This is a genomic window from Aquibium pacificum (assembly GCF_040839445.1).
GTDB lineage: Bacteria > Pseudomonadota > Alphaproteobacteria > Rhizobiales > Rhizobiaceae > Aquibium > Aquibium pacificus.
Genome location: NZ_JBDPGJ010000003.1, coordinates 743,048 through 767,831 on the forward strand (window position 1 = coordinate 743,048; position 24,784 = coordinate 767,831).

At 66.4% G+C, this 24,784-nt stretch carries 23 protein-coding genes; 11 read left to right on the forward strand and 12 right to left on the reverse strand.

The window, feature by feature from the left end:
- Window positions 1–130: 130 nt before the first annotated feature.
- Genes ABGN05_RS16075 through ABGN05_RS16100 form a run of 6 tightly spaced genes read left to right on the forward strand, consistent with a single transcriptional unit; the run spans window position 131 to window position 8,403 of the window.
- On the forward strand, window positions 131–697 hold the full coding sequence (locus ABGN05_RS16075) for a helix-turn-helix domain-containing protein (RefSeq protein ID WP_367955044.1): 567 nt from the start codon (window positions 131–133) through the stop codon (window positions 695–697).
- 43 nt (window positions 698–740) lie between these two features.
- Window positions 741–3,194 (forward strand): GcvT family protein, encoded by a 2,454-nt coding sequence (locus ABGN05_RS16080; RefSeq protein WP_367955045.1) that lies wholly within the window; start codon window positions 741–743, stop codon window positions 3,192–3,194.
- Window positions 3,191–3,883: an HAD-IA family hydrolase gene (locus ABGN05_RS16085; RefSeq protein WP_367955046.1), complete on the forward strand. Its 693-nt coding sequence runs from the start codon at window positions 3,191–3,193 to the stop codon at window positions 3,881–3,883. The genes ABGN05_RS16080 and ABGN05_RS16085 overlap by 4 nt, the downstream gene beginning before the upstream one ends.
- Window positions 3,880–4,785 (forward strand): homocysteine S-methyltransferase family protein, encoded by a 906-nt coding sequence (locus ABGN05_RS16090; protein WP_367955047.1) that lies wholly within the window; start codon window positions 3,880–3,882, stop codon window positions 4,783–4,785. The genes ABGN05_RS16085 and ABGN05_RS16090 overlap by 4 nt, the downstream gene beginning before the upstream one ends.
- Window positions 4,778–5,962 (forward strand): pyridoxal phosphate-dependent aminotransferase, encoded by a 1,185-nt coding sequence (locus ABGN05_RS16095; protein WP_367955048.1) that lies wholly within the window; start codon window positions 4,778–4,780, stop codon window positions 5,960–5,962. The genes ABGN05_RS16090 and ABGN05_RS16095 overlap by 8 nt, the downstream gene beginning before the upstream one ends.
- The gene (locus ABGN05_RS16100) at window positions 5,959–8,403 is read left to right on the forward strand and encodes a GcvT family protein (protein WP_367955049.1); all 2,445 of its coding nucleotides are present in this window, start codon (window positions 5,959–5,961) and stop codon (window positions 8,401–8,403) included. Before ABGN05_RS16095 ends, ABGN05_RS16100 begins: the two co-directional genes overlap by 4 nt.
- A gap of 270 nt (window positions 8,404–8,673) precedes the next feature.
- Here the strand turns inward: ABGN05_RS16100 and ABGN05_RS16105 are convergent, their stop codons facing one another.
- Window positions 8,674–9,504 (reverse strand): class I SAM-dependent methyltransferase, encoded by an 831-nt coding sequence (locus ABGN05_RS16105; RefSeq protein ID WP_367955050.1) that lies wholly within the window; start codon window positions 9,502–9,504, stop codon window positions 8,674–8,676.
- A 1,119-nt stretch (window positions 9,505–10,623) separates the two neighbouring features.
- On the opposite strand from ABGN05_RS16105, the gene ABGN05_RS16110 reads away from it, so the two are divergent.
- Both ABGN05_RS16110 and ABGN05_RS16115 read left to right on the forward strand, forming a co-directional pair.
- Window positions 10,624–11,148 carry a hypothetical protein gene (locus tag ABGN05_RS16110; RefSeq protein ID WP_367955051.1) on the forward strand — a complete coding sequence of 175 codons (525 nt, stop codon included), beginning with the start codon at window positions 10,624–10,626 and terminating at the stop codon, window positions 11,146–11,148.
- A gap of 3 nt (window positions 11,149–11,151) precedes the next feature.
- Window positions 11,152–11,925, forward strand: a complete 774-nt coding sequence (locus ABGN05_RS16115; protein WP_367955052.1) for a hypothetical protein — start codon at window positions 11,152–11,154, stop codon at window positions 11,923–11,925.
- A gap of 259 nt (window positions 11,926–12,184) precedes the next feature.
- Here ABGN05_RS16115 and ABGN05_RS16120 read toward each other — a convergent pair whose 3' ends face one another.
- Window positions 12,185–12,379, reverse strand: a complete 195-nt coding sequence (locus tag ABGN05_RS16120) for a hypothetical protein (RefSeq protein ID WP_367955053.1) — start codon at window positions 12,377–12,379, stop codon at window positions 12,185–12,187.
- Between the two features lie 179 nt (window positions 12,380–12,558).
- Between ABGN05_RS16120 and ABGN05_RS16125 the strand changes: the two genes are divergently transcribed.
- On the forward strand, window positions 12,559–13,338 hold the full coding sequence (locus tag ABGN05_RS16125) for a hypothetical protein (RefSeq protein WP_367955054.1): 780 nt from the start codon (window positions 12,559–12,561) through the stop codon (window positions 13,336–13,338).
- 150 nt (window positions 13,339–13,488) lie between these two features.
- On the opposite strand, the gene ABGN05_RS16130 is transcribed toward ABGN05_RS16125, so the two are convergent.
- Window positions 13,489–14,364 carry a phosphotransferase gene (locus tag ABGN05_RS16130; RefSeq protein WP_367955148.1) on the reverse strand — a complete coding sequence of 292 codons (876 nt, stop codon included), beginning with the start codon at window positions 14,362–14,364 and terminating at the stop codon, window positions 13,489–13,491.
- Window positions 14,365–14,512: 148 nt separating this feature from the next.
- Between ABGN05_RS16130 and ABGN05_RS16135 the strand changes: the two genes are divergently transcribed.
- Window positions 14,513–15,142, forward strand: a complete 630-nt coding sequence (locus ABGN05_RS16135) for a class I SAM-dependent DNA methyltransferase (protein ID WP_367955055.1) — start codon at window positions 14,513–14,515, stop codon at window positions 15,140–15,142.
- A gap of 59 nt (window positions 15,143–15,201) precedes the next feature.
- Here ABGN05_RS16135 and ABGN05_RS16140 read toward each other — a convergent pair whose 3' ends face one another.
- The 7 genes from ABGN05_RS16140 to ABGN05_RS16170 form a co-directional block, all read right to left on the reverse strand.
- On the reverse strand, window positions 15,202–15,483 hold the full coding sequence (locus ABGN05_RS16140) for a type II toxin-antitoxin system HicB family antitoxin (protein ID WP_367955056.1): 282 nt from the start codon (window positions 15,481–15,483) through the stop codon (window positions 15,202–15,204).
- Window positions 15,484–15,487: 4 nt separating this feature from the next.
- Complete coding sequence (locus tag ABGN05_RS16145; protein WP_367955057.1) at window positions 15,488–15,679, reverse strand: type II toxin-antitoxin system HicA family toxin; 192 nt, start codon at window positions 15,677–15,679, stop codon at window positions 15,488–15,490.
- A 94-nt stretch (window positions 15,680–15,773) separates the two neighbouring features.
- A complete protein-coding gene (locus tag ABGN05_RS16150; RefSeq protein ID WP_367955058.1) occupies window positions 15,774–18,215 on the reverse strand; it encodes a GcvT family protein in 2,442 nt (813 codons plus the stop codon).
- A 3-nt stretch (window positions 18,216–18,218) separates the two neighbouring features.
- A complete protein-coding gene (locus ABGN05_RS16155; RefSeq protein ID WP_367955059.1) occupies window positions 18,219–19,103 on the reverse strand; it encodes a phosphotransferase in 885 nt (294 codons plus the stop codon).
- 12 nt (window positions 19,104–19,115) lie between these two features.
- Window positions 19,116–21,140, reverse strand: coding sequence for an ABC transporter permease (locus ABGN05_RS16160; RefSeq protein ID WP_367955060.1), 2,025 nt, complete (start codon window positions 21,138–21,140; stop codon window positions 19,116–19,118).
- Between the two features lie 3 nt (window positions 21,141–21,143).
- Window positions 21,144–22,193, reverse strand: a complete 1,050-nt coding sequence (locus ABGN05_RS16165) for a quaternary amine ABC transporter ATP-binding protein (RefSeq protein ID WP_367955061.1) — start codon at window positions 22,191–22,193, stop codon at window positions 21,144–21,146.
- Between the two features lie 102 nt (window positions 22,194–22,295).
- Complete coding sequence (locus ABGN05_RS16170) at window positions 22,296–23,264, reverse strand: ABC transporter substrate-binding protein (protein WP_367955062.1); 969 nt, start codon at window positions 23,262–23,264, stop codon at window positions 22,296–22,298.
- A gap of 204 nt (window positions 23,265–23,468) precedes the next feature.
- On the opposite strand from ABGN05_RS16170, the gene ABGN05_RS16175 reads away from it, so the two are divergent.
- On the forward strand, window positions 23,469–24,233 hold the full coding sequence (locus tag ABGN05_RS16175) for a DeoR/GlpR family DNA-binding transcription regulator (RefSeq protein ID WP_367955063.1): 765 nt from the start codon (window positions 23,469–23,471) through the stop codon (window positions 24,231–24,233).
- Here ABGN05_RS16175 and ABGN05_RS16180 read toward each other — a convergent pair.
- Both ABGN05_RS16180 and ABGN05_RS16185 read right to left on the reverse strand, forming a co-directional pair.
- A complete protein-coding gene (locus tag ABGN05_RS16180) occupies window positions 24,230–24,544 on the reverse strand; it encodes a type II toxin-antitoxin system RelE/ParE family toxin (protein WP_367955064.1) in 315 nt (104 codons plus the stop codon). The genes ABGN05_RS16175 and ABGN05_RS16180 overlap by 4 nt on opposite strands.
- Window positions 24,523–24,750: a hypothetical protein gene (locus ABGN05_RS16185; protein WP_367955065.1), complete on the reverse strand. Its 228-nt coding sequence runs from the start codon at window positions 24,748–24,750 to the stop codon at window positions 24,523–24,525. Before ABGN05_RS16185 ends, ABGN05_RS16180 begins: the two co-directional genes overlap by 22 nt.
- Between the last annotated feature and the right edge of the window lie 34 nt (window positions 24,751–24,784).

The following is a 24,784-nucleotide window of genomic DNA, read 5'->3' on the forward strand; positions in this document are numbered from 1 at the left end:
TCACGGACGACCTGCGGGCACAGGACCCGGATACGGCGGCCCGCCTATCATAGCCGCTGAAAAACAGCTTGAAAATTTCATCGCGCCGCTGTTGATGAAATTCGCGAGGATTTTTTCATGGAGGAGCGGCATGCGGGACCCGTCGGGTGACGTGCTTCTGGCCGGCGACCTGCGCGCCCTGCGCAAGGCGCGCCGCATGACGCTCGCCGATCTCGGCGCGCGGCTCGACCGCTCCGTGGGCTGGCTGAGCCAGGTCGAGCGCGGCCTGTCCGATCCCTCGGTCGAGGACCTGAAGCGGCTGGCGCAGGCCTTCGGCGTGCCGCTTGGCCTGTTCTTCCGCCACGAGGCGCCGCACGAGCGCGAAAAGGGCGTCGTTGTGCGCGCCGGCCGCCGCCGCTTGCTGGGCTCCAGCGAGAGTGGCCTCACCGAGGAACTCCTCTCCCCCGATCTCGGCGGCAGCTTCGAGCTGGTGCGATCCGAATTCGCGCCCGGCGCGCGGCTGTCCCAACCGTCGCTCCGGCAGACCGAGGAAGCCGGCTATGTCGTGTCCGGCCGCTTCGACGTCGAGATCGACGGCACCTGGCACGAACTCGGACCCGGCGACAGTTTCCGCTTCAGGGAAAAACCCTTCCGCTGGCACAATCCGGGCCCGGAGCCCGCGGTGGTCATCTGGGCGATCTCGCCGCCGGTCTATTGAGCCAAACCGATGCAACGACCCTTCCCCTTCGAGGACACGAGCCATGGCTGACCTGCCTTCCCACGCCCGCGTCGTCATCATCGGCGGCGGCGCCGTCGGCGTGTCGTCGCTGTACCATCTGGCCAAGGCCGGTTGGACCGACTGCGTGCTCCTGGAAAAGAACGAGCTTACCTCCGGCTCGACCTGGCACGCCGCCGGCAACGTCCCGACCTTCTCGTCCTCCTGGTCGGTGATGAACATGCAGCGCTATTCGGCCGAGCTCTACCGGGGGCTGGCGAAAGCCGTCGACTATCCGATGAACTACCACGTCACAGGCTCGGTCCGGCTCGCCCACACGGCCGAGCGCATGCGCGAGTTCCAGCGCGTCAAGGGCATGGGCCGCTACCAGGGCATGGAGATCGACGTTCTCGGCCCCGACGAGATCCGACAGCACTACCCCTTCATCGAGACCCACGACCTCAAGGGCGCGCTCTACGATCCGGCCGACGGCGACATCGATCCTGCGCAGCTGACGCAGGCGCTGGCCAAGGGCGCGCGCGACATGGGCGCCACCATCGTCCGCTTCTGTCCCGTCACCAGCGTGCGCCGCGACGGCACGGAATGGGTGGTCTCCACGCCAAAGGGCGAGATCCGCTGTGAGAAGGTCGTCAACGCCGCTGGCTACCGCGCCGCGGAGGTCGGAAAGATGTTCGGCCGCGACGTGCCCATTATGGTGATGAGCCACCAGTACATCCTGTTCGAGGAAATCCCCGAACTCGCCGCCTGGAGCCGCGAAGCCGGCCGCAAGCTGCCGCTGCTGCGCGACGTCGACGTCTCCTATTATCTCCGCCAGGAGAAGAACGGCATGAACCTCGGCCCCTACGAGCGCAACTGCCGCGCTCACTGGACGAGCGCCGACGACCCGATGCCCGACGATTTCTCCTTCCAGCTCTTCGCCGACGACCTGGAGCGCCTGGAAGCCTATCTGGAGGACGCCGTCGCCCGCGTGCCGATCCTCGGCACCGCCGGTCTCTCCAAGGTCATCAACGGCCCGATCCCCTATGCACCGGACGGCAACCCGCTGATCGGGCCGATGCCGGGCGTGCCGAACGCCTTCGAGGCCTGCGTCTTCACCTTCGGCATCGCCCAGGCCGGCGGCGCCGGCAAGGTGCTGGCCGAATGGGTCACGCAAGGCGCGACCGAGTGGGACATGTGGTCCTGCGATCCGCGCCGCTTCACCGCCTTCGCCTCCGCGCCGGACTATGCCGTCGCCAAGGGCATGGAGGTCTATGGCCACGAATATGCCATCCACTTCCCGCGCCATTCCTGGCCGGCCGGGCGCGGGCGCAAGCTGTCCCCGATCCACGACCGCATCGCCGCCCTCGGCGCGCAGTTCGGCGCCTACAACGGCTGGGAGCGCGCCAACTGGTACGCCCAACCTGGCGACGACACGTCCGCGGGAGCGACCCAGACCTTCCGCCGCGACGGACCCTGGCAGCCACGCATTCGCGAGGAGTGTCTGGCGGTGCGCGATGCCGCCGGCATCCTCGACCTGCCGGGCTTCTCGCGCTTCCGCCTCCAGGGGCCGGGCGCCGGCGAATGGCTGTCGTCGCTGATCACCGGCACCGTGCCGAAGCCCGGCCGCATCGGGCTCGCCTATTTCGCCGATGACAAGGGTCGCATCGTCACCGAAATGTCGGTGATGGCGCTGGCCGAGGACTTCTTCTTCCTCATCACCGCCGCCGTTGCGCAATGGCACGATTTCGAGTGGCTGGCGAAGAACCTCCCGCAAGCGACTCAGATCACGCTGAAAGATGTCACCGAGGATTTTTCCTGCCAGATCCTCACCGGCCCGAATTCCCGCGCCATAATGGCCGACGTCTCCGACGCCGAGCTGACGAAGCCCTGGCTCAACCACCAGTCCTGCCAGATCGCCGGCCGCTGGCTCCAGCTTGTCCGCGTTTCCTTCGCCGGCGAACTCGGCTGGGAACTCCACAGCAAGGTCGACGACACCGCCGCGATCTTCGACGCCGTCTGGCAGGCCGGCCAGGCGCACGGACTGAAACCCTTCGGAATGTTCGCGCTGGATTCGCTGCGGCTCGAAAAGGCCTATCGCGCCTGGAAGGGCGACCTCTCGACCGACTACACCATCCTCCAGGGCGGGCTCGAACGCTTCGTGAAATGGGACAAGCCGGACTTCACGGGCAAGGCCGCCCTGCTCTCCGAAAAGCAGCAGGGCGTGGCCAAGCGCTTCGCGACGCTCGTCGTGGACCAGCCCGGCGAATGCGACGCGCCTTACATGTCGACGCTCTGGCACGACGGGAAGATCGTCGGCGAGACGACGTCAGGAGGCTGGGGCCACAGGGTGGACAAATCCATCGCGCTCGGCATGCTGCGCGCCGACCTCGCCGTGCCGGGCACCCGCGTCGAGATCGAGATCTTCGGCGACCGCTTCTCCGCGACCGTGCAGGAAGACGGACCGCTGTGGGATCCGGCAAACGAGAGGCTGCGCGCGTGACCCTGCCCTTTCCCGACGAGAGTTTCGGCGCCTTCCTGTTCGACATGGATGGCACGATCCTCAACTCTATCGCCGCTGCCGAACGGGTCTGGTCGATCTGGGCCACGAGACACGGCATCGACGTCGCCGCATTCCTGCCGACCATCCACGGCAAGCGCGCGATCGAGACGATCGGGCAGCTGAATCTGCCGGACATCGACCTCGCCGCCGAAGCGGAGGCGCTCGCGCAAGCCGAGATCGACGATGTCGAGGGGGTGGTGTCGATCGCGGGAGCGGCCGCCTTTTTGACCGCCCTGCCCGCCGGCCGATGGGCGATCGTCACCTCCGCGCCGCGCCGGCTCGCGCTGCGCCGGCTGCAAGCCGCGGGCCTTCCCGTCCCGCCTCTGATGATCACCGGCGAGGATGTCAGTCGTGGCAAGCCTGCACCCGACTGCTTCCTGCTCGCCGCAGAACGGCTCGGCCAGGCGGTTGGCGACTGTCTCGTCTTCGAGGACGCACCGGCCGGCATCCAGGCCGCCGAGGCCGCCGGCGCGCGGGTCGTCGTCGTCACCGCGACACACATGCACCGGCTGGAGACGTCCCATCCGATGATCGCTGGATACGGCGATGTCGCGCCCCTGCTCGACGGGCGCGGACGGCTGGTGATCGCTGGCAGCGCCTTATCCACGGACGGAAGGAACCGGGTGTGACCTCCATCATCCTCACCGACGGCGGCATGGGCCAGGAACTGTTGCGGCGCTCCGGCGCCGAGCCCACGCCGCTGTGGTCGGCGAAAATTCTCATGAACCAGCCCGGCCTCGTGCGCGATCTCCACGCCGATTTCATCCGCGCCGGCGCGCGCGTCGTCACCATCAACAGCTATGCCGCAACCCCCGAACGCCTGGAGCGCGAGGGCGTCGGCGACATGTTCGGGACGTTGCAGCAACGCGCCATCGACCTTGCCTGCGAGGCGCGCGACGCCGTCGGCACGGACTGCGCCGTCGCCGGCTGCCTCCCGCCGCTGTTCGGCTCGTACCAGCCGGAATTGCGGCAGCCCTTCGACGAGACGCTGGCCATCTATCGGCGCATCGTCGCCCGGCAGGCGGAGCATGTCGACCTCATCCTGTGCGAGACCATGGCCTCCGCCGAAGAAGGGCTCGCCGCCGCGACGGCTGCATGCGAAAGCGGCAAGCCGGTGTGGCTGTCGTGGACCCTCGCAGACCAGGGTGCGCCACGGCTGCGAAGCGGCGAAACCATCGCGGATGCGGCGCGGGCCGTCGCACACCTGACGCTCGCCGCCCGTATGGTCAACTGCAGCTGGCCGGAAGCGGTGGACCGCGCCATGCCCGAACTCTCGGCTCTCGGCGGCACGGTCGGCGCCTACGCCAACGGCTTCACCGCCATCGAGCCGCTGAAACTCGGCGGCACCGTGGCCGAACTCGAGGCGCGCGCGGACCTCGGCCCGGACACCTACGCCGATTTCGCGCTCGGCTGGATCAGCCAGGGCGCGACGATCGTCGGTGGCTGCTGCGAGGTCGGCCCGCAACACATCGCGCGGCTGCGCGACAGGTTGGCCGAGGCCGGCCACGACATCGGAGCGTTTCATGCCTAGCCCCTCCTCTCGCATCGCCGGCATCACGCCGTCCGGCAAGGACGGCTGGGAGCTGCACTTCGCCGCGATGACACGCAAGCAGTCCGGTGAGGACATCATGATGCTCTCGGTCGGCGACCACGATTTCGACACGCCGCAGTCGACCGTCGATGCCTGCGTGGCGGCCGTGAAGGCGGGCTACCACCACTACACGCAGCTGCCGGGCCTGCCGCGGCTGCGCGCGGCCATGGCGGCGGTCTCGACCCGCTGCACCGGCGTCGAGACGTCGTCCAGCGAAGTCATCGCCACCCCCGGCGGCCAGCTGGCGCTCTACGCCGCCGTCCAGGCGACGATGGATCCCGGCGACCACGCGATCATGGTTTCCCCTTACTATGCCACCTATCCCGGCACCTTTCGCGCCGCCGGCGCCTCCTTCACCATCGTCGAGGCGAAGGCCGAAAACGGCTTCCAGCCCACCGCCGCCGACATCGAGGCCGCGGTGAAGCCGAACACCCGCGCCATCCTCATCAACACCCCCAACAACCCCACGGGCGCCGCCTACACGCGCGAATGCCTCGAAGGCATCGCCGACATCTGCCGCCGCCATGATCTGTGGCTCCTGTCGGACGAGGTCTACTGGACGCTTCCGGGTGCGGCCGGCCACCTCTCGCCGCGCGCCCTGCCCGGCATGGCCGAACGCACGCTTGTCATCAACTCCATGTCCAAGAGCCACGGCATGACCGGCTGGCGCATTGGCTGGCTGACCGGCCCGGCCGACATGGTCGCGCTCTTGGTCAGCCTCAACCTCGTCACCACCTACGGGCTGACCGACTTCGTCAGCCGCGCCGCAATCGAGGCGCTGGAGAACGACTACGGCGTGGCCGAGATCGCCGACACCTACGGCCGCCGCCGCGAGGCCTTCCTCGCCGAGGTGCGCGGCATGAACGGCATCCGCGTGCGCGGCTCCGAGGGCGGCATGTACGTCATGCTCGACGTCTCCGCCATCGAGCCCGACTGCGAGGCCTTCGCCTGGGCCTTCCTCGAACGCGAGAAGGTCGCCGTGATGCCCGGATCGAGCTTCGGCGACGCCGCCCGCGGCCACATCCGCATCAGCCTGTGCCAGCCCGAACCGGTGCTCGCCGAAGCCGCCGCCCGCCTCCGCCGCTTCGCGGCAGGCTACGAGAGGACGGCGGCATGACCGCCCTCCCCGCTAAGGCCCGCGCCGTCATCATCGGCGGCGGCGTGTCCGGATGCTCCGTCGCCTATCATCTCGCCAAGCTCGGCTGGAGCGACATCGTGCTGCTCGAACGCAAGCAGCTGACCTCCGGCACCACCTGGCACGCGGCCGGCCTCATCGGCCAGCTGCGCGCCTCGCAGAACATGACCCGGCTGGCGAAGTACTCCGCCGATCTCTACACGAAGCTCGAGGCTGAGACCGGCGTCGCCACCGGCATGCGCCAGGTCGGCTCCATCACCGTCGCGCTGACGGAGGAGCGCAAGGAGGAAATCTACCGCCAGGCCTCGCTCGCCCGCGCCTTCGACGTCGACGTGCGCGAGATTTCCCCGAACGAAGTCAAGGAGATGTACCCGCATCTCAACGTCGCCGACGTCGTCGCCGCCGTGCACCTGCCGCTCGACGGCCAGTGCGATCCCGCCAACATCGCCATGGCGCTGGCCAAAGGCGCACGCCAGCGCGGCGCCACCATCGTGGAAGGCGCAAAAGTCACCGCCGTCGCCCAATCAAACGGCCGCGTCACCGGCGTCTCGTGGGAAAAGGACGGCGAGGCCGGCACGATCGCGGCCGACATCGTCGTCAACTGCGCCGGCATGTGGGCGCGCGACCTGGCCTCGCAGAATGGCGTCGCCGTCCCGCTGCATGCCTGCGAGCACTTCTATCTCGTCACCGAGCCGATCCCCGGCCTGTCGCGCCTGCCGGTGCTGCGCGTGCCCGACGAGTGCGCCTACTACAAGGAGGACGCCGGCAAGATGATGCTCGGCGCCTTCGAGCCCGTGGCCAAGCCCTGGGGCATGGACGGCATCCCAGAAAGCTTCTGCTTCGACCAGTTGCCGCAGGACATGGAGCATTTCGAGCCGATCCTCGAAATGGGCGTCAACCGCATGCCCATGCTCGCCACCGCCGGCATCCACACCTTCTTCAACGGCCCCGAAAGCTTCACCCCCGACGACCGCTACTATCTCGGCGAGGCGCCCGAACTCGGTGGATACTTCGTCGCCGCCGGCTACAATTCCATCGGCATCGTCTCGTCCGGCGGCGCCGGCATGGCGCTCGCGCAGTGGATCGCAGACGGCGAGCCGCCCTTCGATCTCTGGGAAGTCGACATCCGCCGGGCGCAGCCCTTCCAGAAGAACCGCCGCTATCTCAAGGCGCGCGTCACCGAGACGCTCGGCCTGCTCTATGCCGACCATTTCCCCTATCGCCAGATGGCGTCCGCCCGCGGCGTCCGCCGCTCGCCGCTGCACGAGCACCTGAAGGCGCGCGGCGCCGTCTTCGGCGAGGTCGCCAGCTTCGAGCGCGCCAACTGGTTCGCGCGCGAGAACCAGGAGCGCGAATACCGCTATTCCTGGAAGCGCCAGAACTGGTTCGGCAACCAGCGCCTCGAACATCTCGCCGTGCGCAACGGCGTCGGCCTGTTCGACATGACCTCCTTCGGCAAGATCCGCGTCGAGGGCCGCGACGCCTGCGCCTTCCTGCAAAAACTGTGCGCCAACGACGTCGACGTGCCGGCCGGCCGCATCGTCTACACCCAGATGCTCAATGCCCGCGGCGGCATCGAGAGCGATCTCACGGTCTCGCGCCTCACCGAGACCGCCTTCTTGGCTATCGTGCCCGGCGCCACCCTCCAGCGCGACCTCGCCTGGCTGCGCCGCCACGTCGGCGACGCCTTCGCCGTCATCACCGACGTCACCGCAGCCGAAGCGGTGCTCTGCGTCATGGGGCCCGCCTCGCGCGATCTTCTCACCCGCGTCAGCCCGAACGATTTCTCCAACGCGACAAACCCGTTCGGCACCTGGCAGGAGATCGAGATCGGCATGGGGCTGGCCCGCGCCCACCGCGTCACCTATGTCGGCGAGCTCGGCTGGGAGCTCTACGTGCCCACCGACCAGGCCGCCCACGTCTTCGAGGCGATCGAGGAAGCCGGGCAGGATGTCGGGCTAAAACTCTGCGGCCTGCACACGCTCGATTCCTGCCGCATCGAAAAGGCTTTTCGCCATTTCGGCCACGACATCACCGACGAGGACCACGTTCTGGAAGCCGGCCTCGGTTTCGCGGTCAGGACCGCCAAGGGCGATTTCATCGGCCGCGACGCAGTGCTGGCAAAGCGCGAGGCCGGCTTCGACCGCCGCCTCGTCCAGTTCCGCCTCGCCGACCCCGAGCCGCTCATCTTCCACAACGAGGCGATCGTCCGCGACGGCCGGATCGTCGGCACCGTCACCTCCGGCAACTACGGCCACCACCTCGGCGCGGCAATAGGCCTCGGCTACGTGCCCTGCCGCGGCGAGACCGAAACCGACCTCCTCTCCTCCACCTGGGAAATCGAAATCGCCGGCACCCGCCACGCGGCCGAGGCTTCGCTCAAGCCGATGTACGACCCGAAGGCCGAGCGGGTGCGCATGTAGCCCCGGCGACGGCCATCCGCCGCAACCCACCTCACCCTCGCGCTTCATCATTCCGGGGCCGCGAAGCGGAACCCGGAATCCAGAGCCGAGGATCGGAGCCGCGACGCTGCGGCCGCTGATCTCCCCCCTTGTGGGGGAGATGTCGCCGGAGGCGACAGAGGGGGGCGCCTCGCGAGATGCGGCCGCATTGTCCTCCTCCCCTTGTGCGGAGGGTTTGGGAGCAGGCCCGGCCCGGGTACGGATGCAGGAAAACGGTGCGCCCTCACCCCCTCACCCCCCGCCCCCCGGCTTCGTCGCCTTGATCGAAACCGCCAGCGGCAGCTGCACCTGGTCCTCGCGCAGACGGAACATCCGGTCCCCGTCCTCCCGCATGTCGGGAAAGTGCGGCCACGGAAGCCGCGTGTGCTCCGTCAGCCGGTCGAGCCGCAGCCCGGCATCGAGCAGTGCCGTCACGATGTCGCCCAGCGGATGGATCCATTCGCAGCTCGTCGACGGCGCGATCTGGTCGCCCGTATAGGTCAGGTCGCTGGTCTCCATGAGCGGCCGGTCCACGGGCGTGCGCCAGTCGGCACCAAGCACGATGCGCCCCTCCACCATCTCGAGGCACAGCATTGCCGGATGCGCGTCGGCGAAATAGAGGAAGCCTCCCGGCTTCAGCAGCGAGGCGACGACCCGCGCCCAGCCTGCGACGTCGGGCAGCCAGATGATCGTCCCCCACGTCGTGTAGACGACGTCGAACGCCCCTTCCAGGTGCTGTCGCGCGTCATAGACGTTGCCTTCGACGAACCGGGCGTCCACCCCCGTCCGCCCGGCGAGCGCGCGCGCCTCCGCGATGGCGGGCGCGGAAAAATCGAGCCCGGTGACGTCGGCGCCGCGTCTGGCCAGGCAGATGGAATCGATCCCGAAATGGCATTGCAGGTGCGCGATGCGCAACCCGCGCACGTCGCCGATCTCGGCCGCCTCGATGGGATAGAGCACGTCCTCGCCGGCCAGGAAGTCCTCGACCCTGTAGAACCCGGTCGCATCCCGCCGATGCGCCGCCACCCGCCCGTCCCACATCGCCCGGTTGGTATCGAACGCCGTTTCGAGAACCTCAGCCATCGCAGCCGCCCTACCGTCGCCTGTCACACCGCGGCAGTTTTACGCCATGGCCGAGCCGACCGGTAGCCAGGACTGAGTCCGATGCCGCTCGTCCGCCGTCGTCCGGACGCGAAGCCGACGCTGCCAATCTCCCCCTTGAGGGGGTGAGGTGCAGTCCGCGCAGCGGACGGAAAGCCAACGATTTGGCTTTAAGAGCACCGAACGCCCGAAGCGAAAGTAAAGGGCCGGATCGCCAGGGCAGACGGGGTCTGCCTCGCGAGATGCGGCCACATCTACCTATTCCCAAGAGCGGAAAAGGAAAGCCGAGGCGCCGCCGCGTCCAATCTCCCCCCTCGTGGGGGAGATGTCGGCGCAGCCGAAAGAGAGGGGCGCCTCGCGAGATGCGGCCATATCTACCTTCTCCCTCAAGGGTAAAAGGAAAGCCGAGGCGCCGCCGCCACCGATCTCCCCCCTTGAGGGGGAGATGCCCGATAGGGCAGAGGGGGGCGCCTCGCGAGATGCGACCGCCTTTCTTCCTTCTCTCTTTAGAGGAGGGTTGGTCCGCCGATCCAACGCGCTCGGCACCAACAAACGCTCCTCATCCTGAGGTGCGAGCCCGCGCGATATTGCTATGCGATCACGAATCGAGGCGGGCGAGCCTCGAAGGACGCACCAGATCGCCGCATCCTTTCTCCCCATCCACCCGCCGGGTCCAGATATCCGCGCATGGCCCGCCAAAGGAGGCACCCACGTCACCGTCTTGCTTCGCAAGCCCCCTCTCCCCCCGCCCGGTAGGAAAGGTTGGACGCGACCGCGAGGCGCCGACGCCGCCAATCTCCCCCTTGAGGGGGAGATGCCCGCCCCTCGACGAAAGCTCGGGAGGGCAGAGGCGAGTGCGTCGCGTGGTCCATCCTGCTTCGGTGTCTTCGATCGTCAGGTTTCGACCCCAAGTAAGTCATTCCGGCTGGACTAGGGGTCGTTCGAAACCGGCCGATCGTTCGACACTGCAGTGCGAGGACATCGGGGGCGTGCGTGTGATGGCGGATATCTAATAGCGAAATTGGGAAGGCACTAGTTCACCGAAATATTGCGCTTCGACGATCTTCAGGATCCCGGGAAGTTAGAACACGAAGCAAATGCTTGATCCTTCGCGATGCTCAGGCAAAGATGCAGTTCGCGATCGTAGGGGGGATTATGACGAACAGGGTTCATATTGACGCACCTGCTGGCGTGGTCGAGATCGAAGGTGAGAAGGATTTCGTTGAAGGTCTTCTCGGAAAGCTATTCCCGTTGATTGAGGAAGTGGGGTTCGGAAGTCGTCCGAGAACCACGGCCAACAATGAAACAATCACTGATCAGGCAAGCGATGTCGCCGATGAATTATCAACCGATGCGACTGAGACATCTAAGAAACGCGTCCGAAAATCAGTTAAGCAGCCGCCTGCTGGTCAATCGTGTCCGGCTCGAATTCAAGTTTTGAAAGACGAAGGATTCTTCAAACAACATCGCTCTGCAGCGGATATCGTAGAGGCTCTGAAATCCAAAGGTTGGACGCACAACCTCAGTCAAGTTGGCGCTGCCACAAGCACGATGTTCGGTAGGGGCAATATCCAGAGAACAAAGGTTGGAAAAGGATCTTGGCAGTATTATTGGGATCGTGGGTGACCTTTGAGCTTACCTAGCCTCAAGGATGCCCTAAAAACCATTCCTGATGGGTTACGCGATCCCTTGATAGAGGAGTTCGAGCAAGCCCTCGACGAATACCGCGCAGCAGATTGGGAGAAAGTTGGCCTTAAAGCAGGGAAGTTCTGCGAGATCGCGTATTGTATATGTGCAGGTCATGCGACCGGAACATATGCGATAAGCCCGTCGAAACCGGGCAATTTCCCACAGGCATGTCGCGATTTAGAGCAGTACAACGATGCTAAAGGGCGCTCGCTTTGTATGCAGGTGCCGAAGGCGTTGACAGCGCTTTACGAGCTTCGAAACAACAGAGCGATTGGCCATGTCTCTGCCGAGATTTGCGCTAACCACATGGACGCAGAGTTTTTCCTGCGCGGCATGAAGTGGGTGATGGGCGAACTGGTTCGCAATTATTCGCAACTCCCGCTGGCAGATTCACACGCTGTTGTCGAAGCGGTCACCGCTAGAACTTTTCAGATTGTCTGGTCGAGTGGTGACGTTCGACGCGTACTGGAACCGGCGAGAACGTCGGGCCAGAAGGTACTGATCCTGCTGTATGCTGAAAGCAAAAAAGTTTCGGCAGCACAGCTGCAATCGTGGGTAGATTATAAGAATGGAACCGACTTCAGACGCAAAGTCCTAAGAGATCTGCACAACAAGGTGTTGGTCAATTTTGACGAGATAGGGGGCACTGTCCAGATATTGCCGACAGGACAGGCGCATGTGGAGAAGTCCGGCCTGCTAGTTATGAAGAAGTGATTTCAAGGAAAGCACTCGCGGGCCTGTGTACGCGAAGATGCCAATAGTGCCAAAGCGGTTATTGAAGGACCGCCGTTATCATCAGCGGCAGGATGGCCGCTGGCGAGGTGTCGGGGCACGCTGAACAAGGCAGAACAGTAGAGATGGACGCGTTGATGTGGAAGTGCGGCGGCCATCAGTATGACCGCTTTACCAGCCTCGCCTTCCTAAAGCAGACTGTCTCAATCCCACCCGCACCGGCCGTTGAATGTTCTCCGCTTCAAATCTGCTTCCTCGCCTCCAGCTTGCCGATGAGGTCACGGATCGCTGCGGTGTTCTCGTCCTGCGCCCTGGTATTATCGAGACAGGCTTTCAGCCCTTCCTTCTGTCTCCTTGCGGATCGCCAAAGGAACATAACCGCAAGAGAAAAAGGCAGCGCGATTATTGCGTTGCCTACTATGACTGAAGAATCCAAGTGCCTCTCCTTTTGTCCTGACGCGAGAAAATAGCAGGCATAGTGTTTCGGGCAAGTAATTGCTCGGGGCGGGTCAACCGCCCTCCACCATCTCGCCCCCCCACTCCCCATTCCCCCTTTTTATCCACACCCCCACCACCCCACCCCATAATCCTCTCCCGAACACCGGAAGGATCACCATGGACTGGCAGGCAGGGATCGAAAGGCAGGGGGCGGCGCTACGAAAGATCGTGGCGGGGCTCGTCGCCATGGTCGGCGCCGGCACGGATCCGGCCGCCGACGTCGCCGCTCTCGCCGAAGACCGCCCAACGCTGGCGCGCTTCCGCCACCGCGCCCTCTTGCGCATCGTGCGTCCGGCCGAGGCGGCCGCGCGGCGGCTGGTGATCGCGCTGGCGCTCGCGGTCCAGGCCATTCCCCCGGCGCAGCCCGCCGGCGGATCGCAAGCCGCGCTGCCGCCCGCCCCGGCATTCGTCATGAAACGCCGCGCCCGCCGGCCGCATGGCCCGCATCCGCTGCGCCTGCCGCTCACCGACCCGGAGCGCCGACTGCGTGTGCGCCGCGTGGCCGAGCGCGACATGCCGCGCATCACGGTGCCGGGCGTCGTCGAGCCGCTGCGCCCCCGCAACCTGCCCCTGCCGGCCCCGCAGGACCGGATCGACGCGACGCGCCTCGTCCTGCGCATCCGCGCCCTGGCGTCTGCCCTCGACGACATGGACGGCGAAGTGCTGCGCTTCCGCCGCTGGAACGCGCGCAACGCCGCGGCGCTTGCGCGTTCCCGCCTGGCCGACCGCGCGCGAACGACGCCGGCAAGGCGCCGCCAGGCCTTCGGCCGGATCTCGCCCTTGCGCCACGGCCGTCCGCCCGGCGGCCGCCGAAAACCCACCCACGATGTGCATGCCATTCTGGTCGAGGCGCACTCGCTTGCCTTCTGGGCGCTCGAAAGTCCCGACACGTCGTGAGCGCGCGGCGATTCCACCGGGGACAGTTTACTTTTTTCCGGAAACGCACTGCGTTCTCGGCACACCCGCGCGCGGAAAAAAGGAAGCTGTGCCCTGCCCCCGATCTCCCTCATCCTGAGGTGCGAGCGAAGGGAGCCTCGAAGGACGCACTTACCCCCGCGCCACCGCCTCGACGTGCCGCGAAAAGTCCGGCGTTCCCATCAGCGCCTTGCAGCGCTCGAAGCGGTTCACCGAATAGGCCCAGAAGTCGTCGGCGGGGTTTCGGTTGGCGTGCTGGATCAGGCCCCACAGCGTCCACAACAGGTCGCACATCGCCTTGTAGATCACGATCCGCCCGCGTTCGGCCGCCGTGGGCTCGCCGCCGAACCAGGCCCGGATCATCTCCTCCTCCTGTTCGGCGTCGAATCCGGCCTCGACCGAAAGATCGCCGAGATCCCACATCGGGTCGTTCATGCCCGAATACTCCCAGTCGACGATCCACATGCGCTCCCCCGTATCGAGAAAGTTCTCGCACAGCGGGTCGCAGTGGCACGGCGCCAGCGGCAGCGGATGCGCGGCGAGCGCGGCCCGCACCGTCTCGGCCTCCGCGACCACGTCGTGGTAGCCGTCGGGCAGCGTCACGTCCTTGGTCGCCAGCACCTTCAGGTAGCCGTCGATCATCGAAAACAGCTCGAACCGGAACGGGAATTTCGCGCCAGACTCGTGCAGTTTGCGAAACGCCGCGCCGGCTCGGGCGGGCGCGCCGGCGCGGGTGCGGAAGGCCTCCGGCGACATCGTCTCGGCCCCCTCCACGAAGCGGCTCACCATCACCCCGTCCGTGCCGAAATGCATTACCTCCGGGCTCACCCCGGCCTTCGCCGCCTCCTGCGCCGCCACCTTCTCGTGGCCCCGGTCGATGTATTCCTCCGTCCCCTTGCCCGGAATGCGCAGGCAATGGTCGCCGGCGCGGTACACCCGGTTGGTCAGCCCGCCCAGCCGTTGCAATGGTCCGCTGTACGCTTCGAACCCCGGCACCTTCGCCATCATCGCGCGCGCGTCCTCGAGGTCCGTCCTTGCCGCTTCGTCCGTCAATCGTCGTCTCCCTTTCGCTCCGTTTCCGCCCCCGACGGTTCCACATTATCGCCTCCTCCGCTAGGGTGGGGCGACGCAAGGGAAATGGCAGAGAGGATCATCCATGGCCGACGAAAAGCACGACGGCGCGCTCGGCGCGGTCTATTCGGCGAAATCGCCCGAGGAGATCGCCAAGCACTACGACAGCTGGTCGGCGACCTATGATACCGACATGTCGGCCAACGGCTACCGCCACCCGACGATCTGCCTGGCGCTGCTCACGCGCTATGTCCCGCGCGCGGCCGCGCCGCTGCTCGACGCCGGCGCCGGCACGGGGCTCATCGGCGAGTGGCTGCGCATCGTCGGCTATCCGGCGGTCGAAGGGCTCGACCTTTCGGAAGGTATGCTGGCGCAGGCGGAACGGAAAAAGGTCTACGCCAAGCTGCACCGGCTGGCGCTGGGCCACCCCCTGCCCTTCGCCGACGGCCACTTCGCCGGCATCGTCTCGGCCGGCGTCTTCACCACCGGCCATGTCGGCCCCGAAGGCCTGGACGAACTCGTCCGCATCTGCCGCCCCGGCGGCGCCATCGTGCTGACGGTGAAGAACACGCTCTGGGACGACTTCGCCGCCCACGTCGCCGGCCTTTCGGGCAAAGGGTTGGTCGAGACCGCCGAGGAGACCGAACCCTACGTCTCCATGCCCGGCGAGGCCGGAACGGTCCCCAGCCGCGGGCTGGTGCTGAAGGTGCTGTGAGGATCTTTGGAGCGAAGTCGCATCAGGCAAGGAAGAACATCGTACGCGCGGCCCGAGTTCTATGCGGCCTCGTTCACCGGAACGTCTGGGCTGACGGCAGCCACGACGGCGTCGGCCGACCAGTCTAGGAAGGCGGGATCGTCGCGGAGCGCATCGAGCGTCCGCGGACGAGGTGCGCCGCCGGGCCAGTCTTCGAGCGCGAAGGCGAGCGCCACGGACGCCTCGCGAAGCGCATCGTCGAGCGTGTTGGCCACCGTCGTCACGCCGAGCAGGTCAGGGAACGACACCCCGTACCCGCTGTCCGGTGCCTTGTGGATCAGGGCGATGTAGTGCGATCCCATTCGATCAGTCCTTCGGCCATCCGGCTGCCTCGTAGATCGACCGCAAGGTTCCCGGCGGAATGTCCTTGCGAGGATGCGTCACGATGACCACACGTCCGTCCCTATGGCGGAACTTGTGGTGTGATCCGCGCACCGAAACGAGTTCGAAGCCATCCGATCTCAGCCGTTTGATGATATCGCGGCTATCCCTCAGCATCAACCAAGGTTGCCTCCCACATGGAGCATTGGCAATACCGTTGTGGGCAGCCTCCGCCATGTCTCCGGAAGCTCGAACCAATGGAAACAGGTTCTCACCCCTTCACCCGGCGGTTCTCCGGATCGTACAACGGCCGCATGTGGATCGCCGCCGGCACCCGGTCGGTCGCAACGACCAGCTCGTAGCTCCCCTCCGCCAGCCACGCGTCCGTCACGCCTTCCGCGCGGCGGAGGTAGCCGAGACCGACCGGCTTGCCCACCGTGTAGCCATAGCCCCCGCTGGTCAGATAACCGGCGAACTGCCCGTCGCGCAGGATCGTCTCGCGACCGAGCAGCACCACGCCGGGGTCCTCGACCGTGAAGCAGGCGAGCCGCTTTTTCAACGGCGCATTGGCGGCCTTCGTCACCGCCTCGCGGCCGATGAACGGCGAATTCGATTTTAGCTTCACCGCCCAGCCGAGGCCGGCCTCGAAGGGCGAGTCGTTGGGCGTGATGTCGGAGCCCCAGGCGCGGTAGCCCTTTTCGAGCCTGAGCGATTCGAGCGCGCGGTAGCCGACCGGCGCGATGCCGTGGCGGTGCCCCGCCTCCGTCAGCGCGTCGAAGATCGCGCCGAGGCCGGAGAGCGGCGCGTGCAGTTCCCAGCCGAGTTCGCCGACATAGGTCACCCGCAGCGCCCGCACGGCCTGCCCGGCGATGCCGATCTCGCGCACGTGGCCGAACGGAAATGCCGCGTTCGAGACGTCCGCGTCTGTCACGGCCGACAACACGTCGCGCGCCTTCGGTCCCATCAGGGAGAGCGTGCCGAAACGCTCGGTGACGTCGCTCAGCACGGCTTCGCCGCCGGCCGGCAGGTGGTCGCGGATCCAGCCGCCGTCATGGGTCCGGAACCCGGTGCCGGTGACGATGTAGAACAGGTCGTCCGAAAGCCGCGCCACGGTCAGGTCGCATTCGATGCCGCCGCGCGAGTTGAGCATCTGCGTGTAGGTCAGCCGCCCCGGCTCGCGCGCGACGCGGTTGGCGCAGATCGTCTCCAGCGCGGCCGCCGCGTCGCGGCCGCTCAGCTCGAACTTGGCGAAGGAGGACTGGTCGAAGATGCCGACATTCTCGCGCACCAGCCGGTGCTCCTCGCCGACCGGACCGAACCAGTTCTGCCGGCCCATCGAATACCGGTCCTGGGACTCCATGCCTTCCGGCGCGAACCAGTTCGGCCGCTCCCAGCCGAGCTTGGAGCCGAAGACGGCGCGGCGGTCCTTCAGCTTGTCGTAGAGCGGCGAGACCAGGCGCGGCCGGCCGCTGACAGGTTCCTCGTGCGGGAAGGCGACCGTGTAGTGCTTGCCGTAGGCTTCGAGCGTACGGTCGCAGACCCACTGCCGGTCGCGGTGGAGCTCGGAGAAGCGGCGGATGTCGACGACCCACAGGTCGAGCGGCGCCTCGCCCGCCACCGCCCACTGCGCCAGCGCCCAGCCGGCGCCGCCGCCCGAAGCGATGCCGAAGGCGTTGAAGCCCGTCCCGACATACATGTTGGCGCATTCGGCCGGCCGGCCGAGTATGAAATTGCCGTCGGGCGTAAAACTCTCCGGGCCGTTGATCATCTGCTTGACGCCGGCTTGCGCCAGCGCCGGCACGCGCGCCACCGCCTGTTCCATGTGCTGCTCGAAATGGTCCCAGTCGTCGGGGAAGAGCTGGAACTGGAAGTCGCCGGGAACGTCCCCCAGCGTCCAGGCCTGGGGGTCCGGCTCGTAGCCGCCCATCACCAGCCCGCCGACCTCCTCCTTGAAATAGGTGCGCCGGTCCGGGTCGCGGATGGTCGGCGCGTCCGGAGACAACCCCTCGATCCTCTCCGTGATGACGTACTGGTGCTTTACGGGCTGCAGCGGCACCTCGACGCCGGCCATCGCGCCGATCTGGCGCGCCCACTGCCCGCCGCAATTGACGACCTTCTCGCATGTCACGGCACCGTCGGTCGTGTGGACGGTGGTGATGCGCCCGCCGTCCATGTCGAAGCCGGTCACCCGCACGCCCTCGACGATCCTCGCGCCGTGCATGCGCGCCCCCTTTGCCAGCGATTGTGTGATGTCGGACGGGCTCGCCTGCCCGTCAGTCGGCAGCCAGCTGGCTCCGACGAGGTCCGATACCTCCATCAGCGGCCACATGCGCTTCACCTCCTGCGGCGAAACGAGGTGCATATCCATGCCGAAGCTCTGGGCAGTGGTGGCGAGACGCCTGAACTCCGTCCAGCGGTCCTCGCTGGTGGCGAGCCTCAGGCAGCCGGTCATTTTCCAGCCGGTCTCCAGCCCCGTCTCGGCGTCGAGCCGCTTGTAGAGGTCCACGGAGTACTTGAGCAGCTGCGTGATCGAGGCGGAGGAGCGCAGCTGTCCTACCAGCCCCGCCGCGTGCCAGGTCGAGCCCGATGTGAGCTTGCCCTGCTCGATCAAAAGCACGTCCGCTCTGTGGTCCCTGGCCAGATGATAGGCGGTGGAGCATCCGATGATGCCGCCGCCGATGACGACGAATTGCGCGTGGGCGGGAAGCGCCATGGTTCAGGTCTTTCCGAATTCGCTTCTGTAGGCGTCGAGCGCGGCCTCGAGCTTGTCGAGGTTCATCTGCGCATAGCCGGCGTAGTCGATGCCGGGATTGTCGAGATGGACTTCCGACACCATGCCCCACATCGCCTCGCGCAGCAGCGACGCGCACTGCATTGCCGAATGCGAGCGGCGAATCTCGGGCGTCGGCGAAGCGTCGAAGTAGAGCCCCAGAAGCTCGTCGGATTCCTCCTTCGAGAAGCCCGCGTTCGAGGCGATGCCGGCGAGATCGAACATGGCGGTGGTGAAGCCGGCATATTCGAAGTCGATGATCCACAGGCGCTCGCCGTCGTGCAGCAGGTTGGCCGGAAGGAAGTCGTTGTGGCCGAAGATGATCGGCAGCGGCACCTGTGCCTTCTCGAGTTCGTCGGCCAGTTCGACGTAGCCCGGCAGTTCCGCGCTCACACGGCTGCGGTCCGCCTTCAGGATGCGGGCATAGTCACGGATGACGTGGAAGGGCCAGAACATGAAGCCCGGCCCGGAAACGTGCTTCGGCATCTCGACGTGGAAGCGCTTGACCATCTGCGCCACCTCGGGAATGGTCGCGCGCATGTCGTCGGCGGTGTAGGTCCGTCCTTCGATGAAGTGCGAGACCATGACGCCGGGGCTGGTATAGACCACCTCGGGCGCGAAACCGGCCTCGTGCGCGGCTCTGGCGGTCATCACCTCGCGGCTGCGGATGACGTGGTGGAAGACGTAGTCGCGGCCGAAGCGAACGACATACTTGCGTCCCTCGTTCTCGACCGTGAAGCTCTGATTGCTGAGGCCGCCCTCCAGCGGCTGCGGCTCGATCGGTCCGGTCCAGAGCGGCAGGACCCAGATTCGGGCCATCGCGTCGATCATTCGAATGGTTCCCTACGTAACGAGGCCAAGATTCCGGCGCATGCGAAGAGCCGCGGCCGAGATCAGCCGGTCGGCGATGATGGCGATGAACGCGACGGCCAGCCCCGCGACGATTCCGCGACCCGTGTCGGCCTTGGTCAGTGCGATGTAGACCTCCTGGCCGAGGTCGCGCGTGCCGACCAGCGCGGTGATGACCAGCATCGAGAGCGCCAGCATGATGGTCTGGTTGATCCCCAGCATGATCTCCGGCAAAGCGAGCCTGAGCCTGATCTTGGTCAACAGTTGCAGGGGCGTGCATCCCGCCGCGCGGCCGGCCTCGACGAGTCTGGGATCCACTTGCTGCAGGCCGTGGGCGGTGTAGCGGATGGCGGGTGCCAGCGCGTAGGCGATCACCGCGATCATGGCCGTGAAATCGCCGACCCTGAACAGCATCACCACCGGCATCAGGTAGACGAACGACGGCAGCGTCTGCAACGTGTCGATCACCGCCTGCACGACGCGCCAGACGCGCGGCCGCGTCGCTGCCCAGACGCCGACCGGAATTCCGATCGCCAGCGCGCCGATGACCGATATGCCGCAGAGATAGAGGGTGGTCATTGCCTCTTCCCAAAGCCCCGACATGGCGACGAGGGTGGCGAGCCCAGCGACGAGTGCCGCGAGGCGCAAGCCCCCGAGGCTCCACCCCGCGAGCCCGATCAGGAGCGTCACGCCGAGCCAGGGCAGGCCGAGCAGGAACCGCTTGAACGGGATCAGCACGTTGAGCAGCAGCGCGTTCTTGATGGCCTCGAGTTCGTCGAAGAAGTTGACGTTGATCCACCGCACCACCTCGTCCCAGAAGGTGCCGGTCGAGAGCGCCCAGTCCTGCGGCCAGCGCTGCATCGGTGCCGAGACGAGCCCGGCCAGGGCACTCACGGAAATCAGCGCAACGGCAACGGCGAGATAAGGGTGGCGGGCGATCCAGCCGGCGTTGTCCGCGTGGACATGCTGACCTACTCGCCGCGCCAGCGCCTGCGAGATGCGGTCGAGCAGGATGGCGAGCGCCACGATCGCGACGCCGGCCTCCAGGCCCGCGCCGATGTCGAGCCGCCGAAGCGCTGCCAGCACGTCGTAGCCGAGCCCACCCGCTCCGATCATGGAGGCGATGATGACCATGTTGAGCGACAGCATGATGACCTGATTGACGCCGACCATCAGGCCAGGCGCCGCCGCCGGCACCATGACGCGCCACGTCATCTGCCGACGCGTGCAGCCAGTCATGCGGCCGAGGTCGGCGATCTCGGATGGGACGCCGCGCAGCGCCACCACTGCGACGCGCGTCATCGGCGGCATGGCGTAGATGATCGTCGCCACGATGGCCGAAACCGGGCCGAAGCCGAACAGGAACAGGATCGGCACCAGGTAGGCGAAGATCGGTATGGTCTGCATGAGGTCGAGAACGGGCGAGATCAGCCGCTCGAAGGAGCGCCAGCGCCACGCAGCGATACCGAGAAGCAGGCCGCCCACCGCGCCGATCGGCACCGCCACGACGATGGACGCGAGCGTCACCATGGCGCTGTCCCACTGGCCGAACAGGAGGATGAAGCCGAGGCAGCCGAACGCCAGACCCGCCAGCGAAACGCCGCCGGCAAACCATGCGGCGACGGTGAAGAGCCCGATGACGCCGATCCACGACAGCGGCGGCGCGATCTGCACCGCCTGCGAACCCTGCCCCGACAGGAGACCCGTCGAGAGGAAGCCGAGCACGAGGCGGTACGGCGCTTCCACCAACGACGCGAGGAAGCGCGTGAGATCGGTGAAGGTGAAGAGGCCGAACGTCGCATCGTCGACCAGCCAGCGCATGACGGCGCTGATCCAGCGCGCGAAGGGCGGCGTCCTGGCGCGCGGATATTCCTGCGCCCAGGGCATCGCCTCGTCGGCGAAAGCCCAGAGCGCGGCAAAAATGCAGAGCCCCGCGATCCAGACCAGAAGACGGTACGGCGGCGCCGAAACGTCGCGGCGATCCGCGTCAAGTCCGCTTGCCTGGCCGGCGACCGACATGATTCAGCCCCGCATCATCACGGCGGCGACCGTGTCGCGGTCGAGCGTTCCGACCGCCTGACCGTCCGGCGATTTCACCAGAAGCCGCGTCCCGGTCTCGCCGAACAGGGGTGCCGCCTCCGAGACGGTAGCGGCGGCCGAGACCTCGCCCGCATAGCCGTTCGCCGTGACCGAACCCGGAAGCGCCCTGGCGAGCGAGCCGACCCGCAGCACCTTCGCCCTGGCGACGTTGCGGGTGAACTCCGAGACGTAGGAATCGGCGGGCGCCAGCACGATCTCCTCGGGCGTACCGACCTGCACGACCGCGCCGTCCTTCATGATGGCGATGCGGTCGCCGAGCCGGATCGCCTCGTCGAAATCATGAGTGATGAAGACGATTGTCTTTTTCAAGACCGATTGCAGCCGCATGAACTCGTCCTGCATCTCGCGCCGGATCAGCGGATCGAGCGCGGAGAAGGGTTCGTCGAGGAACCAGAGTTCGGGCTCCACGGCGAGCGAGCGGGCGATGCCGACGCGTTGTTGCTGGCCACCCGAAAGCTCGCGCGGGAAAAAGTGCTCGCGCCCGGAAAGGCCGACGAGCTCGATCATCTCGCGCGCCCGCGCCTCGCGCCGTGCCCGCGCCACGCCCTGCACTTCGAGCGGAAAGGCGACATTGCCGAGCACGCTCATGTGCGGAAGCAGCGCGAAGTTCTGGAACACCATGCCCATCTGGTGCCGGCGAATCTCGATCATCCGCTTCTCGCTGGCAGCGAGCAGGTTCTCGCCGTTGAACAGGATCTCGCCCGCGCTCGGCTCCACCAGCCGCGACATGCAGCGCACCAGCGTCGACTTGCCCGACCCGGAAAGCCCCATGATGACGAAGCACTCGCCGGCATGGACGCCGAGGCTGACGTCCCGCACCGCCGGGATCGCATCGCTGGCCGAAAGTTCTTCTTTGGTAATGGCGCGCGCGGAAATCAGGCGCGCGACGCGCTCCGCATCCGATCCGAAGAGTTTCCAGACCGACCGGCAGACCAGCTTGGCCGCGGCGTCCGGCGCCGTTGTCTCAGGCATGCTTCCGACGCGTTCTTTTCCACGGGACGCCGCATACTCGTCCGGAGCCGGCCGCCCGGCACACGCCGGGACGGCCGATTGTCCGGCCTGGCGAGACGAGCCTCAGTTGATCCAGCCGGACCAGCGGCTCTCGTTCTCGGTCATCCAGTTGGCCACGACCTCCTCGACCGACTTGCCGTTCAGGTCGACCTCGGTGATCATCGCGCCCATCTCGTCATTGTCGAAGGTGAAGGCCTTGATCGCCTCGTAGGCGCCCGGCCACTTGTCCTTCACGCCGGCCCAGGCGACCTTCCAGATCTCTCCGAAGGGCTTGCCGCAATCGTAAGCCATGTCGGGGTTCGATCCCCAAGACGGATCGCTGTAGCACTCGGCGGTGTATTCTGGGAACTCGATCCATTCTCCCTCGTACTTGGCCGGGGCCCAGTGCGGGGCGTAGACCCAGAGCAGGATCGGCGCCTGGCGCTGATAGGCGCTTTCGAGTTCGGCGAACAGCGCCGCGTCGGTGCCAGCGTGGATCACCTCGAACGGCAGGTCGAGAGCCTCGACGCGCTCGTCGTCGAAGCCGCCCCACGTGACCGGCCCGCCGAGATAGCGTCCCTTCGGCGCGGTCTCGGCCGTGGAGAAGGCTTCCGCGCAGGTCTCGTTCTTCAGCGCTTCCCAACTTGGCAGGCCGGGGCATTTCTCGGTCATGTAGGAGGGATACCACCACTCCTCCTTGGCCTTCATGCCGGTCGGGCCGACATTCTCCACCTTGCCGGTGGCTGTGGCGGCGTCCATCGCCTCGCGGCCGGTCGTCTCCCACATTTCCATGGCGACGTGCAGGTCGCCGCTTTCGAGGCCGGCGAACTGCGCCAGGTAGTCCGCCTGCACGAGTTCGACGTTGTAGCCGCCCTTTTTCAGGATCTCGGCCATCAAGTTGGTGGTGATCAGCTGCCCGGTCCAGTCGTGGAGCGTGAGCTTGATCGGATCCGTGGATTCCGGTTCGGCCTGGGCCGGCGCGGATACCAGCGACAATCCGCCCGCCACGAGCGCGGATGAGACGGCAAGTGAAAGCATTGTCCTGGAGAACATCGATCGCATCCCTCTGTGTTTCGCGTAGGCAACGACCCGGCTTCTGGCTGGCCGGATTCCCGTGTCATCGGGCAAGTGTGAAGTGCCGCAGCGTTAGCTGTCAACGGCAATGTGGGAATTGTTGGCTTCCCATTGGCATTTTGTGGTTTTGTGAGTTGAATTGCCTATCGATGCGGCACAGATTGCGCATCGCAGAGGCCGTCCATGCAGTTCACACCGCGCCAGACCGAGATCATGCTCGCCGCCCGCCGGGACGGCGCCGCCAGCATCTCCGCGCTCGCCGCCAGCCTAGGTGTCTCGCTGGAGACCGTGCGGCGTGACATCCGGCCCCTCGTCGACGACGGGCAACTGGTGAAGATGCACGGCGTGGTCCAGTTGCCGGATCACGGGCGCGAGGCGCCGTTCGACCGCCGCATGCGCGAGAACGCCGCCGAGAAGAGGCGCATCGCCCGCCACATCGCTGCGGGCATCCGGGACGGCGACAGCATCATGCTGGATACGGGGACGACGACGAGCATTCTGGCGCGCGAGCTTTCGGCCCGGCGCGAACTGACCATCGTGACCAATTCCTCCGACATCGCGCGCACATTGGCGACCGTCAACGGCAACAAGGTCTTCATGGCGGGCGGGGAACTGCACGGCGACAACGGCGCGGCCTTCGGCCGCACCGCGATCGAATTCATCGCCAGGTTCCGCGTGCGGCACGCCATCATCTCCATCGGCGCCGTCGACGCCGCGCTCGGGCCGATGGACTATCTGCTGGAGGAAGCCGAGTTCGCGCGCATGGCGCTCCAGTGCGGCGAGCGCCGCGTCATCGCCACCGACCACACCAAGTTCGGCCGCGCCGCGCTGGTGAAGGTCTGCGGCTTCGGCGACTTCGACCTGCTCGTCAGCGACCGCCCTCCTCCGGCCGAAATCGCGGATGCGATCGATGCGGCGGGGGCAACGTGGGAGGCGGCGGAGGGTTAGTCGGGCGCAAGATCGGCGGGATTCGTGTTCCTAGCACCGTGGCGCACGGCGATGACAATGACAGCGCTCTCCTCCACGAGATAGTAGAAGACATAAGGATAGGGTGTTGTAGCGATTTGTCGGAGACGCGGATGGCTGGTCCTATGACCCGCATTGGGATAGCGACGCAGCAGCCGCTCGATCTCGCGAAGTCGCTGCTTGACGCGCCGAGATCCGCCGGCGGAATTCGCGTCGATGAAATCCAGGATGGTCGCGAGTTCGGGAAGCGCTGCCGGAGTGTAGGTGAGCTTCAAAGCCCGTGCCGTGCCCAAACCGAGGAGACATCCTCTTCGGACGCGAACTCGCCGCGCCGCGCCTGCGCGAGCGACTCCGCGAAGGAGCCCTCCTGCGTCGAGGAAAGTTCGATCACCGGACCGTCCTCGCCCGCGAGATTGAGCATGATGCGCGCAATCTCGTCCTGAACATCATCAGGTAGATCGCGAGCCGCCGCGACGGCCTTTTCAAGAAGCTTCGTCATGCGGCGAGAATACCACCATCTCAGTCCGCCTCAA

Excerpts from the sequence above, each read along its gene's own strand:
- ABGN05_RS16165 (WP_367955061.1), bottom strand. The coding sequence starts at position 22,193 with ATGCCTGAGACAACGGCGCCGGACGCCGCGGCCAAGCTGGTCTGCCGG.
- ABGN05_RS16175 (WP_367955063.1), top strand. The coding sequence starts at position 23,469 with ATGCAGTTCACACCGCGCCAGACCGAGATCATGCTCGCCGCCCGCCGG.
- ABGN05_RS16105 (WP_367955050.1), bottom strand. The coding sequence starts at position 9,504 with ATGGCTGAGGTTCTCGAAACGGCGTTCGATACCAACCGGGCGATGTGG.
- ABGN05_RS16135 (WP_367955055.1), top strand. The coding sequence starts at position 14,513 with ATGGCCGACGAAAAGCACGACGGCGCGCTCGGCGCGGTCTATTCGGCG.
- ABGN05_RS16100 (WP_367955049.1), top strand. The coding sequence starts at position 5,959 with ATGACCGCCCTCCCCGCTAAGGCCCGCGCCGTCATCATCGGCGGCGGC.
- ABGN05_RS16185 (WP_367955065.1), bottom strand. The coding sequence starts at position 24,750 with ATGACGAAGCTTCTTGAAAAGGCCGTCGCGGCGGCTCGCGATCTACCT.
- ABGN05_RS16170 (WP_367955062.1), bottom strand. The coding sequence starts at position 23,264 with ATGTTCTCCAGGACAATGCTTTCACTTGCCGTCTCATCCGCGCTCGTG.
- ABGN05_RS16145 (WP_367955057.1), bottom strand. The coding sequence starts at position 15,679 with ATGCTGAGGGATAGCCGCGATATCATCAAACGGCTGAGATCGGATGGC.
- ABGN05_RS16155 (WP_367955059.1), bottom strand. The coding sequence starts at position 19,103 with ATGATCGACGCGATGGCCCGAATCTGGGTCCTGCCGCTCTGGACCGGA.
- ABGN05_RS16160 (WP_367955060.1), bottom strand. The coding sequence starts at position 21,140 with ATGTCGGTCGCCGGCCAGGCAAGCGGACTTGACGCGGATCGCCGCGAC.
- ABGN05_RS16075 (WP_367955044.1), top strand. The coding sequence starts at position 131 with ATGCGGGACCCGTCGGGTGACGTGCTTCTGGCCGGCGACCTGCGCGCC.
- ABGN05_RS16130 (WP_367955148.1), bottom strand. The coding sequence starts at position 14,364 with ATGATGGCGAAGGTGCCGGGGTTCGAAGCGTACAGCGGACCATTGCAA.
- ABGN05_RS16080 (WP_367955045.1), top strand. The coding sequence starts at position 741 with ATGGCTGACCTGCCTTCCCACGCCCGCGTCGTCATCATCGGCGGCGGC.
- ABGN05_RS16095 (WP_367955048.1), top strand. The coding sequence starts at position 4,778 with ATGCCTAGCCCCTCCTCTCGCATCGCCGGCATCACGCCGTCCGGCAAG.
- ABGN05_RS16125 (WP_367955054.1), top strand. The coding sequence starts at position 12,559 with ATGGACTGGCAGGCAGGGATCGAAAGGCAGGGGGCGGCGCTACGAAAG.
- ABGN05_RS16140 (WP_367955056.1), bottom strand. The coding sequence starts at position 15,483 with ATGGGATCGCACTACATCGCCCTGATCCACAAGGCACCGGACAGCGGG.
- ABGN05_RS16150 (WP_367955058.1), bottom strand. The coding sequence starts at position 18,215 with ATGGCGCTTCCCGCCCACGCGCAATTCGTCGTCATCGGCGGCGGCATC.